This is a genomic window from Streptomyces sp. NPDC056480 (genome assembly GCF_042795405.1).
Lineage (GTDB): Bacteria > Actinomycetota > Actinomycetes > Streptomycetales > Streptomycetaceae > Streptomyces.
This window is the reverse complement of record NZ_JBHTSA010000011.1, coordinates 43,918-57,313: the sequence shown is the minus strand read 5'-3', so window position 1 is coordinate 57,313 and position 13,396 is coordinate 43,918. Positions and strand designations below refer to the sequence as shown.

Here is a 13,396-nt window from a genome sequence, read left to right as displayed (position 1 = left end):
GACGACACAACTCGATTCAGAGTCGATATTAATGACGGCCATGGGCCATGACGGCTATGACGGCCATGGGCCATGACGGCCTTGGTAGGGAACGGAGAACACTCGTGATTGTCGGAGTCCTCAAGGAAGCGCGGGCAGGTGAGAGTCGCGTTTCGGCCACGCCGGCCTCTGTCGAACAGATCCGCAGACTGGGGTACGGCGTGGTCGTCGACCCGGACGCGGGCCTCGCGGCCGGCTTCACCGACGGCGCCTACGAGGCCGCCGGTGCCACCGTCGGCGACGCGGTGGCGGCGGACGTGGTGCTCGGGGTCAACGCCCCGAGCCCGTCGCAGCTGGACCGGATCCGGCCGGAGGCGACAGTGATCGCCCTGTTCTCGCCGGCCTTCGACCCGGCGATGGTCGAGGAGCTGGGCCGGCGCCCCTTCACCGCGCTTTCGATGGACGCCGTGCCACGCATCAGCCGGGCACAGTCGATGGACGTCCTGTCGTCGATGGCGAACATCGCCGGCTACCGGGCCGTCATCGAAGCCGCGCACGAGTTCGGCCGGTTCTTCACCGGCCAGGTGACGGCGGCGGGCAAGGTGCCCCCGGCCAAGGTCCTCGTCGCGGGCGCCGGCGTCGCCGGTCTGGCGGCGATCGGCGCCTCCGGCTCGCTCGGCGCGATCGTGCGCGCCACCGACCCCCGGCCGGAGGTGGCCGACCAGGTCCGCTCTCTCGGCGGCGAGTACCTGTCGATCGAGTCCCCCGAGACCGAGGTCTCCACGACCGGTTACGCCAAGGAGATGGGCGACGACTACAAGGCGCGCGAGGCCGAACTGTACGCCGCCCAGTGCCGCGAGGCCGACATCGTCGTCACGACCGCGCTGATCCCCGGCCGTCCCGCGCCGACGCTGATCACCGCGGAGATGGTGGCGAGCATGAAGCCGGGTTCGGTGATCGTCGACATGGCGGCCGCCAACGGCGGCAACGTCGAGGGCACCGTGAAGGGCGAGAAGACCGTCACGGCGAACGGCGTGACGATCATCGGCTACACCGACCTCGCGGGCCGACTGCCCGCGCAGGCCTCGCAGTTGTACGGCACGAACCTGGTGAACCTGCTGAAGCTGATGACGCCGGACAAGGACGGCTCTCTGGTCCTTGACTGGGAGGACCCGGTGCAGCGCTCGATCACCGTGGTGCGCAAGGGCGAGTTGGCCTGGCCGCCCCCGCCGGTGCGGGTTTCGGCGACCCCGGCCACCGCACCTGCGGCGGCGGCCGTGCGCGAGCCGGCGCCGAAGAAGCAGCCGATGTCGGCGAGGGGGAGGTTCGGCGGCGTGGCCGTCGCCGCCCTGGCGCTGTTCCTGGCCGCCGGGTTCGCCCCCGCAGCGCTGCTGCCCCATGTGACGGTCTTCGTCCTGGCGATCGTGATCGGCTACTACGTGATCGGCCATGTGCACCACGCGCTGCACACGCCGCTGATGTCGGTGACGAACGCGATCTCCGGGATCATCGTCGTGGGCGCGATGCTGCAGATCGGGCACGGAAGCACGGCGGTCACGGTCCTTTCGGCCGTCGCGATCCTGCTGGCCAGTATCAATGTCTTCGGCGGCTTCGCGGTGACGCGTCGCATGCTCGCCATGTTCAACCGGAGCTGACATGTCTGCGACCATCGCCGCACAGGCGGCCTACCTTGTTGCCGCGCTGCTGTTCATCCTCGCGCTGGCAGGACTCTCCAAGCACGAAACGGCCAGGCTCGGCAACGCCTTCGGCATGCTCGGCATGGGCGTCGCGCTCGTCGCGACGGTCGTGCTCGCACTCGACGGCGACGTCAGCACCGCCGGCCTCGCCCTGATGGGCCTCGCGATGCTGACCGGCGCGCTGATCGGCCTCCAGCGGGCCCGCGGCGTCGAGATGACCGGCATGCCCGAACTGATCGCGCTGCTGCATTCCTTCGTCGGTCTCGCGGCCGTCCTGGTCAGCTGGAACGGCTTCCTGGAGGTCGAGAACCACCCGGACGGCCACGAGGCCCAGGCCCTGGACACGCTCGGCACTCTGGGCATCCACCACGGTGAGGTGTTCATCGGCCTGTTCATCGGCGCCGTGACCTTCACCGGCTCCATCGTGGCCTACCTGAAGCTTTCCGCGAAGATCAGCTCCAAGCCGCTGATGCTGCCGGGCAAGAACGTACTGAACCTCGGCGCGCTGGGCCTGTTCGTCGCCCTGACGGTGTGGTTCGTGATCACGCCGGAGCTGTGGCTGCTGATCACCGTGACGATCCTGGCACTGGCACTGGGCTGGCACCTGGTCGCCTCGATCGGCGGCGGCGACATGCCAGTCGTGGTCTCGATGCTCAACAGCTACTCCGGCTGGGCCGCGGCGGCCTCGGGCTTCCTGCTCGGCAACGACCTGCTGATCATCACCGGCGCGCTCGTCGGCTCTTCCGGCGCGTACCTGTCGTACATCATGTGCAAGGCCATGAACCGCTCCTTCCTCTCCGTGATCGCCGGAGGCTTCGGCATCGAGGCCCCCTCCAGCTCGGACGTCGACTACGGAGAGCACCAGGAGATCACCGCCCAGGGCGCCGCCGAGCTGCTCGGCTCCGCCCGCTCCGTGGTCATCACACCTGGCTACGGCATGGCCGTCGCGCAGGCGCAGTACCCGGTCGCGGAGCTCACCTCGAAGCTGCGCGCGAAGGGCGTCCACGTACGGTTCGGCATCCACCCGGTCGCCGGCCGTCTGCCCGGCCACATGAACGTGCTGCTCGCCGAGGCCAAGGTGCCGTACGACATCGTCCTGGAGATGGACGAGATCAACGAGGACTTCGCGAAGACCGACGTCGTCCTCGTCATCGGCGCCAACGACACGGTCAACCCGGCCGGCGCCGAGGACCCTTCAAGCCCGCTCGCCGGCATGCCGGTCCTGACGGTCTGGGAGGCCGGCAAGGTCATCGTGTTCAAGCGCTCGATGGCCTCCGGATACGCGGGCGTGCAGAACCCGCTCTTCTTCAAGGAGAACACCTCGATGCTCTTCGGCGACGCGAAGGCCCGGGTCGAGGACATCGTCGGCGCGCTCTGACGCACCACGACGTCGAGAGCGTCGCCCTGCCCCCCTGCCGGCCGCCCTCCACCTGGAGGGCGGTCCCCCGCATACGCCGTGCGCTCTCGGCACAGGCCTGCTCGCGGCCACCGCCACAGAACCGGCCAGGAGATTCGATTCCGAATCGATGTGAAACCGAGGATGACGCGTCGATGCAGACCCATCGCGGTCATGGAGACACCCCGGCCCCTCACGATCGGCCGGCGATCCCGCGCCGGATACAGGCACCCGGCTTACCACCATCGCACCCCCTGCCGCCCGGACAGGCGAGCGACCGGGTCCTTGGATACGTTTCCCTCATGGAGAAGGACGACGTCTCCGCCTTCCTCGGTCGCCTGGCGCACGATCTGAGACCGCGCTCGGACCAGTGGGCCGGTCTCCTGATGGAGCAGATGCGCGGCGAGCTTCCCGAACTGTGGCAGCGCGCGGACCTGGCCCAGCGCGCCCTGAGCGAGACGGCCGACCACGTCACCGCCTTCCTCGACGCCCTGGAGCACGGCCGCGATGTCACCGAGGCCAAGGCACCTCCCGCCGCCCTGGAACTCGCTCACGGTTTCGCCGAAGCCGGTGTACCGCTCAGTACACTGCTGCGCACCTACCGCCTCGGGCACATCGGCCTGCTCCAGCTGCTCCAGGACGAGGCCACCCGGTTCACCGACGACCAGCGGCTGGCAAACGCCGCGTACCTCCGGCTGATCGAGACCGGATTCGCGTACGTCGACCAGAGCTCGGAGCAGGTGGTCGCCGCCTACCAGGAGGTGCGCGACCGGCGGGTGCAGCACAGGCTGATGATCACCAACGAGGCGAGCAGGCGGATCGGGACCACCCTCGACACCGTCCGCACCGCCGAGGAGCTGGCAGAGGTCGGCGCCGACGGATTCGCCGACCTCGCCACCGTCGACATCCTCGACTCCGTACTCCAGGACGGGGAGCAACTCCCGCCGGCGGATGCGCCGGTGCTGCGGCGCGTCGCCCAGCGGTCCGTCCTGGACGGCTGCCCCGACTCCCCCGTCGACACGGACGAACGGCACGTCTACGCGCCGGACTCGGTGCCGGCGGAGGTGTTGGCCACCGGGCGACCCGTGCTGCTGCCGGTCACGACCGCGGACGCCCCGCCGTGGCTCGCGGCGCCCGGTCCGCCCCGATTCGGCTTCCACTCGGTCCTGCTGCTGCCCTTGTACGCACGCGGAACCACCCTGGGCCTGGCACAGTTCGTCCGCCATCGCACCCCCACCCCGTTCGATGACGACGACCTCCTCCTGGCGCAGGACATCGCCGCGAGAGCCGCGCTGTACATCGACAACGCCCGCCGGTACACCCACGAGCGCACCACCGCGCTCACGCTCCAGCGCAGCCTGCTGCCCCAGCGTCCGGTGGAGCAGTCCGCCGTGGAAACCGCTGCCCGCTACCTCCCCAGCGGCTCACGGGCAGGCGTGGGCGGCGACTGGTACGACGTGATCCCGCTCTCCGGCGGCCGCGTCGCCCTCGTCGTGGGCGACGTCGTCGGCCGCGGACTGCACGCCGCCGCCACCATGGGCCGCCTGCGCACCGCCGTCCGCGCCTTCGCCGACATCGACCTGATGCCCGACGAACTGCTCACCCACCTCGACGACGTGGTCATCCGCCTACAGACGGAGGAGTCCCGCGAGGACGGGGAGATCAGCGCGACCTGCCTGTACGCGATCTACGACCCCGCCACCCGCATCTGCTCCCTCGCCAGCGCCGGGCACGTACCGCCGGCCGTGGCGACTTCCGCCTACGTCGGAACGACCGGCGCGGACACAGCCGAAGTCCAGACGGGCGGGACGGCGTGGGCCGACCTCCCGGCCCTGCCGATCGGCCCGCCGCTGGGACTCGGCGGACTCCCGTTCGAAACCGCCCAGTGGGAACTGCCCGAGGGCAGCCTGCTGGCCCTGTACACCGACGGCCTCGTCCAGAGCCGTACGCGCGATCTGGACGCGTCGCTGACGCTGCTCAGCGACACCCTCGTACGGGCGTCGCGGTCCTCGGCCTCGCCGGACGAGGTATGCGAAGGGCTGCTGGCCACGATGCTCCCGGCGCGCCCCTCCGACGACGTGGCCCTCCTGGTCGCTCGCACCCGGGCGCTCGATCCCGGCCATGTCGCCACACTCGACCTCCCGTCCGACCCCGCCGCCGTCTCCGGAGCCCGTCGCTTCACCGCCGACACACTGGGCTCGTGGGGTCTCGACGAGCTGTCCTTCACGACGGAACTCATCGTCAGCGAACTGGTGACCAACGCGATCCGCTACGGCAAGCCCCCCGTCCGCCTGCGGCTCATCCTCGACGCGGCCCTGACCTGCGAAGTGTTCGACGCGAACAGCACCGCGCCGCACATGCGCCGCGCGCGGACCTACGACGAGGGCGGCCGCGGACTGCTGCTCGTCGCCCAGTGCGCCGAGCGCTGGGGCACGCGCCACGGTCGCGAGGGCAAGACCATCTGGGCCGAACAGGCGCTTCCGTAGGCCGTTCCACCCTGCCGGGCCGCGGGTTTCGAGTCGACCTCATCCACAACAAGACCTTGACGGCACATGACTCACGACTAAACTCGAATTCGATTCGAGAATGAATCTCGCGCCTTCGGCCCTCCCGGCCGTCCGCGACACGGAGGTCGCCGCGCGTGCCCGGCGACGACAGCAGAACGGAGCGGGTCATGACCCACTGTCACGGCGTTGTGGTGCTCACGGCCGGAGTCGTCGCATGACGGCACGGCGAGTCGTGTTCATCGGCGCCGCGGGCGAGATGTGCAAGGTGGCCATCGAGCGCTTCGCGCGGGCGGGGGGCGACTTCGACCTCGTCCTCTGCGACATCCGGCCCGAGCTGCTGCAGCCGCTCGTGAAGAGGCTCCCGGCCGGCCGGGTCAAGGTCCGGCGGCTCGACCTCTACGACCGCGACGCCCTCCTCGACGTGGTCGACGGCGCCGCCCTCGTCGTCCTGGGTGCGGGACCCTACATCCGCACCTCCGAGCCCGTGATCACCGCCTGCATCGAGCTGAAGGTGCCGTACCTCGACTTCGACGACGACGTCGAGAGCACCCAGCACGCCCTGGGCCTCGCCGGCGAGGCCCAGGAGGCGGGCATCCCGCTCTACATCGGCTGCGGCGCCTCACCGGGTATGAGCAATGTGCTGGCCGTGGACGCCGCGAGCGAGCTGGACACGGTCGACGACATCGAGATGTTCTGGACCGTGGGCGACGAGCGACCCCACGTGGGCCGGGCCGTGATCCAGCACCTCATGCACATCGCCGCTGGCGACTGCCTGACGTGGGAGAACGGCGGGCCGGTCACCCACCAGTCGTACGTCGAGACAGGTTCGGCGCCGATGGGCGGCGGTCTGGGCGAGACACTGCTGTACGAGACGGCCCACCCGGAGCCCGTCACCATGCCCCGCCGTTTTCCCGGGGCGCAGCGCATCCGCTGTCTCGGCGGCATGGACCCGGCACCGGTCAACGGCCTGGTCAAGGGCCTCGGGCAGGCCATCGAGTCGGGCCGGATGACGTCCGACGAGGCGGTCGATTTCATGATGGAGATCGTCAAGAGCCGCCCCGGCACCCTCACCGGCTGGCGTCACGCCCTGGGCGGCATGATCACGCAGGTCCGCAGTGGCGAGAGCGGAGCGGGAGAGCTGCTCAAGTTCCTCGGTGCTTCGGCCGTCCGTCGTCGCTACACCTGGCGAGGCGGCCTGCTGGCCCGCGTCAGCGGTACCCGCGATGGGCGCCCGGCCGTAGCCGTCCGTCGTACGCCGGTCAGCGGGCCGGGGGCGTACCTCGTCGCCAGCATGGCTACGGTGACGGGCACCGCCTGCGCGGCGTTCATGGTGCTGGCGCTCGACGAGGCCGGAAAGCGCGCCGGTTCGTTCGCCCCGGAGGACTGGGCGGAGCCGGAAGCCTTCTACAACGCCCTGGAGCGTGTGGGCACCCCGCGCTACGAGATCGTCGAGTCGCTGCGCTAGGGACGTTGCCGACTCGACCCTGACCACGGCATCGCCGCACCCACGCACTCGGGAGGTCCGGGTACGGCGATGTCCCGGTCGCCACCAGCCATGCAAGGCTGCCGTGCACCAGGCCTCCTCCCGGGCGGACCGGAACGCAGCGTCGCACGGGGCGCGTTCCGCCCCGCGCCCCGGGCCCTCTCCCGCGGGAGGAAGACCTCTCTGTCCCCCAAGCCACCCATCCGTAGCCCGCACCCACACGAAGGAGTTCGACCTTGCCCAGCACCCGATACACGGAGACGGGGTACGGCGGCGGAGTCACCGTGATGGTGGGAGCGGAGCGAGGCGCCTACCCCTACGCCAACTCGGTCCTCGTACGCGGCAGCGCCGAGACGTTGGTCATCGACCCGTCGCTGTCACTCGCCGGAGCGGCGCCACCCGCCGATGTGGTCCTCGTGAGCCATGCCCACGAGGACCACATCGCGGCTCTGGGCGACTACGAGACACCTGTCCACGTGCACATGCAGGATTTGGCGGCGGTGCGATCCCTCGCGGCCATGGTCGACGGCTACGGCCTCCCTCCGGAGGCCGTCGAGCCCACCACTCTGGTGCTGCGCGACCGCTTCCACCTCCAAGACCGCCCCGAGGCGACGGGTTTCGAGGACGGCACGGTCTTCGACCTCGGCGGTCGGACGGTGACCGTCGTGCACCTGCCCGGCCACACGGCGGGCCACTGCGGATTCCTGATCGAGCCGGACGGCTTCCTGTTCGTGGCGGACATCGACCTGACGTCGTTCGGCCCCTACTACGGAGACGTCGGCAGCAGCCTCACCGACTTCGAGGCGTCCATGCGCCGCTGCCGGGATGTCGACGCCCAGTGGTACGGAACGGCCCACCAGAAGGGTGTCGTCGAGGGCGCGGCTGAGTTCTCGGAGCGCCTCGACGCGTTCGTCGGCGTGATGGCGACGCGCGACGAGACCCTCCTGGCATTCCTCTCGGAACCCCGGACCGTCGATGAGATCGCCCGCCGTCGGCTGGTGTACCGCCCGCACGTCGAGGGCCCCCACGTCATGCCGGTGGAGCGCCGGACCGCTGCGCGGCACCTGGACCGTCTCGCCGGCGCGGGGCGGGTCGCCGAGGTCGAACCCGGACGGTTCCGCGCCACGTAGCGCGCACGGTCCGGGTGTCCTGGAGTCACCAACTCCCGGTAATCTCGAAACCGAGTCGAATTTCAGTAATCAGCATCGAAGAACAGGTACAGGGAGTCGCGAATCATGGCCGCAGCGCAACACAGTGACGAGGAGACCTGCGACGTCGTGGTCATCGGCGCGGGAATGGCGGGTCTGATGGCGGCCACGACCCTCGCGGACCAGGTCGACGTCCTGGTGGTCGAGGCCGAGGACCGGCCGGGCGGACGGGTCGAAACGGTCCGCAAGGGCGAGTACTGGATCAACGTGGGCACCCAGTTCACGGAGGGGACCGGCCCGTTGATCGACGCTCTGGACAGGCACGGCGTCGAGATGGGGTCCCTGGCCGACACGAGCGTGGCTCTCGTCCTCAACGGTGCCCTGGTCGACACGTCCGACGTGGCCGCCCTCATGTTCCGCACCCGCATGAGCTTCATGGACCGGGTCGGCATGGCCCTGGTCGGTGCCCGCATCCTCTGCGCGGTCCCGTTCCTGGAGTCGGACGGCCTCCTGGCGCGGAGGGTGCGGGCCAGGCTCGACCGGCGTCCCGCGTCGGACCTCCTGCGCGGCGTCCGCTCCGAGCTGACCCGGGCCGTGGTCCGGTCCTGGTCGGGGCAGTGGATGGGGTGCGAGCCGGAGGAGACGGCGGCGACCCAGCTCGTGGCGTCGATCGGAGTCGCCCTGACGGACCCGGCGAAGGTCCCGAACTTCGCCCTGCCGGTCGGGGGCAATCAGACCCTGACCGACATCCTGGCCGCGGACCTCGGTGAGCGCCTTCGGCTCGGGTCGACCGTCCGGTCCGTGGAGAGGAGCGGGGACGGCGTCGTCGTGAACCTCGTCGTCGCGGGCCGCCCGGCGCGCATACGCGCCGAACGCGCCATCGTGACGGTTCCCGGCGACATCGCCTCGCGGATCCTTCCCGGCCTGCCCGGGACGCACCGTGAGGCGTTCGACGACATCCGCTACGGCCGGTACGTGATCGTCGGCTTCTTCACCGAGGAGGAGGGCCCTCAGCCCTGGGACGGGCTCCTCGGCGTGTCCACACCGCAGCTCTCCTTCCAGGCGGTGTTCAACCACGCCGCCGCCCTGCGCAAGAACGGCCCGAGGAAGCCGGGCGGAGCGCTGGCGTGCTTCGCCGGTGGCGCCTCGGCCGACGCCCTCTTCACGCTCTCCGACGAAGAGATCGTCGCTCGGTTCTCCGGCGACCTGCTGACGGTCTACCCCCAGCTCGAAGGGAAGCTCGGGGAGGGGATCGTGCGACGCCATCCTCGCGTGGTGCCGTTCTGGGCACCTCGGGGGCGTGAGTCGTTGCCGACGCTGCGCGCCCCCTGGGGACCGATCCACCTCGCCGGCGACTACCAGCTCGCCATGCCGTCGCTCGCCGACGCTGCCACGTCGGGCGAGAACGCGGCGAAGGCGGTTCTGTCGAGCCTGGGCCACTGATCCTTCGCCTCCAGGTGCCCCCCCAGGACGGCACGGGGCGGGCCGCAGCGCTCGACAGAGCGGCGCGTGCACCCGTCCGGAGGACCGGCTCCGGCGTCCCGACGCCCAAGCCGAGTGCGGCGGACGCGGAGTGTCCGGGGCGACACCCTCCCCCTCCCTGTGAGGATGGCACCGTCGGACCGGAAACCACCCGCCCCTCCCTGTCTTCTTCCCCGCTCCCGCTCTGCGAGTCGCCGTGATCGCTCTTCTCGTCCTCCTGTCCCTGCTGTTCCTGTGGACCGTCGTGTCCGACCGGCTGGCGCGGTGGAGCATCACCGCCCCGATCACCTTCGCCCTGGCCGGGATCCTCCTGAGCGGTCAGGACCACCCGGTCGTTCCGCTCGACATGGACACCCACACCTTCCAGCGGGCCATCGAACTCGTCCTCGCGGTGATGCTGTTCACCGACGCCACGGAGACGCGGGACTACGCCCGGCTGCGCGGCCCGGTCGCCGAGGGCAGACTCCTGGGGATCGCCCTGCCGGCCTCCGTCGTGCTCGCCACGTTGGCGGGTGCCCTGGTCTTCCCGGGAACGAGCTGGTGGCTGCTCGCGGTCGCGGCCCTCGTCGTCATGCCCATGGACCTCGCCCCGGTCCTGATGATCCTGCGCGACGAGCGGGTGCCGCTGCGGGTGCGGGCCGCGCTCAACATCGAGGGCGGCTTCAACGACGGGCTGATCTCCCCGCTCTTCGTCTTCTGCGTCGCCAACCTGGTCTCCGCCGAGGGCGACACCTTCGGCGACCTCCTCCTCAACGCCCTCAAGGGCGCGGTGTACGCCACGGTCGTCGGCAGCGTCCTCGGGTACCTGGCCTCCGAGGCGGTGCGCCGGGCATTCCGGTCCGGGTGGGCCAAGCCCGCGAGTCTCCGCATGGCGGGCCTGGCCCTGCCCTTCCTGACGTACGCGGCCTCTGTCCTCGTCGAGGGCAACGGCTTCGTCGCGGCCTTCGTGGCCGGCCTCTGGTACGCCAACACGGTCTCGGCGGTCGGCGGCGACTCCCTCGACCTGGTGCAGGACGCGAGTCACCTGCTGGCCCTGGCAGCCTGGTACGCCTTCGGCGCGCTGGCCGCGGAGGCGTTCTCCGACGGCATCGCGCTGCAGGTCCTCGCCTACGCGCTCCTCGTGCTGACCGTGGCCCGGTTCGTGCCGGTGGTCGTCTCGCTCACCGGCACCTCCTTCACCCGCGCCGAGCGCGCCGCGATCGGCTGGCTGGGACCGCGCGGCGTCACCTCGATCGTCTTCGCCGTTCTCGCCTACGTCCAGCTGCCGGAGAAACAGGCGGACTTCGTGGTCAACGTCACCGCGGCGACCGTCCTTCTGAGCGTGGTCCTGCACGGGGTGACCGCGGAACCGGTCGCCCGTTGGTTCGCCCGGCATCCGAGCCCCGAGGAGCCGGTGGAACCACCCGGTCCCGGCCCATGAGAAGCCGGGTGCTTCAAGCGGCCGTGTTCAGCGCGGAGACGACACTGGCCACCGTGATCGTGTTGAAGACGAAGGCGATGACGGAGTTGGCCGCCACCGTCCGGCGCATCTCCCTGGACAACACGGTGACGTCAGTGGTCCCGAACGTCGTCATGACCGACAGGGCGAAGTACACGTAGTCACCCCAGAGCGGCTCCTGACCACCGGGGAACTCCAGCGCCTGCCCGTCCTCGACGAGGTCGTCGGCGTGGAAGGCCACTGCGAACGCGACGACCACCGAGATCCACGCCACGACCACCAGAACAAGAGCTGTCACGCCGCGCGTCACCACAGGCAGCGCCGAGCCGATGTGCCCGGGAAACCACACCACCGCCACGAGGAGGGCGCCGGCCGCGATGAACAGGGACACCCCCGGCCCGGGTGCCGTACCGAGGACGTACCGCTGAAGGACGGTCCCGCGCTCGGCGCGCCTGGCCCAGGCGCGGATCCGCTCCGGGGGCGCGGTCGAGAAGGCGACCGAGGTGAGCAGGAGGTAGGGGAGGAGGTAGGCCACCAGCACGAGTACGCCCACGTCGGCCGCCGACATCCGCGCCTGGCTGCCGTCGACGCCCACGAGCAGACCGGCGCTTCCGAGCGCGACGGCGAGACTCACCGCGGACCGGCGCCGCTCGGAAAGCCACCGGTTCCGGGTACGTCGAGGCGTAGGTTCCTGCACGGGTGACCTCCATGGAGCCATCACTGCCGACCGTGGGAGAAACTACGGCACCATCCCTCTCTCATCCGGGAGGTGGCCGCCGGGTCCCCCGCACACCGAACCCGGATTCCTCGCACTGCCTGCCGAACGCCTCACGGAGGCGGACCGAGTACGGGTGGGGCCGCGGCTGCGCTTCGCGCAGCCGCAGTCCTTGAAGTGGCCCCTGTCCCGAGCCGGTGAGAGCGCGCCTACGCCTGGGCGGGCAGCGCGGGGAACACGACCAGCGAGCCGTCCTTCTCGCGGGCGATCTCGATCGCCACGTCCGCGGTGCGCCCGCCGGGCGGGACGCTGTCACCCAACCGGTGAATCAGGTGCGTCGCGCGCATCAGGCGATCGACCTCACCTGTCGTGAAGACAGGGCGCAGACCTTGCGGGCGGGCCAACTCCAGTGCCGACAGGCGCAGCAGGACACGCCCGATGCCCGACTCCATCTCCTCGAGGCGCTGTTGGTCGCGCTTGAGCGCGCGGGTGAAGGTCTCGAAGGGATTGCCGGGGTCCTTCTGGGCGTGCTCGACGGCCTGGAGGACGTTGACCCGCTGCTTCAGCGCGATGGCCAGCGCGGCGAGTTCGAGGTGGGCCCGGAACTCGCCGCCGTGGTCGTCGATGCCGGGGAACGACTTGGCCAGCGTGCCGATCTCGACGGCCTCGCCCTCGGGCAGTCTGTCGAGTGCGCTCTGCCACCGGGCCAGGCGGCGGTCGGCCGCGCCCAGCGCCGAATTGATGGCGTGCACCGCCGAGTCCAGTCCCAGCGAGACACCGAGCCGGCCCTGGTCGAGCAGAATGGCCGTGGCCTTGTCGATGGCATCGCGGCAGCCGTCGAGTTCGCTGTGCTCGCTCTCGAGCTTCTCCTCCTGCAGTTGCTCCAGCAGTTCCGTGATGCGTTCGATGGCCTGCTGGCGCTTTCCGTCGGCGTGGGCGCTCACTCCCACCGCCACGGCCATGAGCACGAGCGGCGCGGCCACGGTGAGCACCGCGCCGCCGGCGGCCGCGACTCCGGCTGTCGCACCGGCCCCACCGACCGCGCCTGCCGCTGCCACCTTCCCGACCGGCACGAACGTCGCCCCGGCGACGATCCTGCCCGTCGAGTTCACGAGCGGCCCGCGGATGCCACAGGCGAACCCCTGCGCGGTCATCGGGCGAACGATGCCCTGACCGAACTGGGCGGCGACCTTCGCCGGAACCACCATGCGGAACAGGCCCTCGCCCGCGGCGGTCGCCCTGGCCGCAGCGGCGGAACCTCGCGCCGACGAGGTGACGAGCTGCGACAGGTGCTGTGCCAACGGACTCACGGCGTCGAGCGGGATGCCTCGGCTGCGGTCGACCCTGTCGGGCAGCGGATGCACCTCGAGGGTGGCGATCGGCTCCTCGGCAAGGGCCGCCAGCACGCTGCGCAGTTCGTCCAGGCGCTCGGCCGTCATCGACGTCTCTCCGGTCAGTGCGGGCACCCGGACGTCACCGGTCGCCAGCGTCCACACCGGAACGGTCGCCTTGCGGTAGTCGATCATCGTCTCCCCTTGTTCTCCCGCGACA

Annotated in this window: 9 protein-coding genes; 7 read left to right on the top strand and 2 right to left on the bottom strand. The window is 70.5% G+C overall.

Annotation, left to right across the window (positions count from 1 at the left end; genetic code table 11):
• The first annotated feature begins 65 nt into the window (after positions 1-65).
• From ACFQ79_RS08115 to ACFQ79_RS08085, 7 genes are all read left to right on the top strand, one after another.
• Positions 66-1,634 carry a Re/Si-specific NAD(P)(+) transhydrogenase subunit alpha gene (locus ACFQ79_RS08115; protein WP_383580254.1) on the top strand — a complete coding sequence of 523 codons (1,569 nt, stop codon included), beginning with the start codon at positions 66-68 and terminating at the stop codon, positions 1,632-1,634.
• 1 nt (position 1,635) lies between these two features.
• Positions 1,636-3,054 carry a Re/Si-specific NAD(P)(+) transhydrogenase subunit beta gene (pntB, locus tag ACFQ79_RS08110; protein WP_383580116.1) on the top strand — a complete coding sequence of 473 codons (1,419 nt, stop codon included), beginning with the start codon at positions 1,636-1,638 and terminating at the stop codon, positions 3,052-3,054.
• 320 nt (positions 3,055-3,374) lie between these two features.
• Positions 3,375-5,558 carry a SpoIIE family protein phosphatase gene (locus tag ACFQ79_RS08105; protein ID WP_383580114.1) on the top strand — a complete coding sequence of 728 codons (2,184 nt, stop codon included), beginning with the start codon at positions 3,375-3,377 and terminating at the stop codon, positions 5,556-5,558.
• Between the two features lie 235 nt (positions 5,559-5,793).
• Positions 5,794-7,044, top strand: a complete 1,251-nt coding sequence (locus tag ACFQ79_RS08100) for a saccharopine dehydrogenase family protein (RefSeq protein ID WP_383580113.1) — start codon at positions 5,794-5,796, stop codon at positions 7,042-7,044.
• Between the two features lie 254 nt (positions 7,045-7,298).
• Positions 7,299-8,192 carry an MBL fold metallo-hydrolase gene (locus ACFQ79_RS08095; RefSeq protein WP_383580112.1) on the top strand — a complete coding sequence of 298 codons (894 nt, stop codon included), beginning with the start codon at positions 7,299-7,301 and terminating at the stop codon, positions 8,190-8,192.
• A 105-nt stretch (positions 8,193-8,297) separates the two neighbouring features.
• The gene (locus tag ACFQ79_RS08090) at positions 8,298-9,653 is read left to right on the top strand and encodes a flavin monoamine oxidase family protein (protein ID WP_383580110.1); all 1,356 of its coding nucleotides are present in this window, start codon (positions 8,298-8,300) and stop codon (positions 9,651-9,653) included.
• A gap of 235 nt (positions 9,654-9,888) precedes the next feature.
• A complete protein-coding gene (locus tag ACFQ79_RS08085; protein WP_383580109.1) occupies positions 9,889-11,112 on the top strand; it encodes a cation:proton antiporter in 1,224 nt (407 codons plus the stop codon).
• 13 nt (positions 11,113-11,125) lie between these two features.
• Here ACFQ79_RS08085 and ACFQ79_RS08080 read toward each other — a convergent pair whose 3' ends face one another.
• A complete protein-coding gene (locus ACFQ79_RS08080; RefSeq protein ID WP_383580108.1) occupies positions 11,126-11,827 on the bottom strand; it encodes a DUF1345 domain-containing protein in 702 nt (233 codons plus the stop codon).
• A 227-nt stretch (positions 11,828-12,054) separates the two neighbouring features.
• A complete protein-coding gene (locus tag ACFQ79_RS08075; RefSeq protein WP_383580107.1) occupies positions 12,055-13,371 on the bottom strand; it encodes a hypothetical protein in 1,317 nt (438 codons plus the stop codon).
• Between the last annotated feature and the right edge of the window lie 25 nt (positions 13,372-13,396).

Coding starts and splice junctions, on each gene's coding strand:
- pntB (WP_383580116.1), top strand. CDS start 1,636: ATGTCTGCGACCATCGCCGCACAGGCGGCCTACCTTGTTGCCGCGCTG.
- ACFQ79_RS08100 (WP_383580113.1), top strand. CDS start 5,794: ATGACGGCACGGCGAGTCGTGTTCATCGGCGCCGCGGGCGAGATGTGC.
- ACFQ79_RS08075 (WP_383580107.1), bottom strand. CDS start 13,371: ATGATCGACTACCGCAAGGCGACCGTTCCGGTGTGGACGCTGGCGACC.
- ACFQ79_RS08090 (WP_383580110.1), top strand. CDS start 8,298: ATGGCCGCAGCGCAACACAGTGACGAGGAGACCTGCGACGTCGTGGTC.
- ACFQ79_RS08105 (WP_383580114.1), top strand. CDS start 3,375: ATGGAGAAGGACGACGTCTCCGCCTTCCTCGGTCGCCTGGCGCACGAT.
- ACFQ79_RS08115 (WP_383580254.1), top strand. CDS start 66: ATGGGCCATGACGGCCTTGGTAGGGAACGGAGAACACTCGTGATTGTC.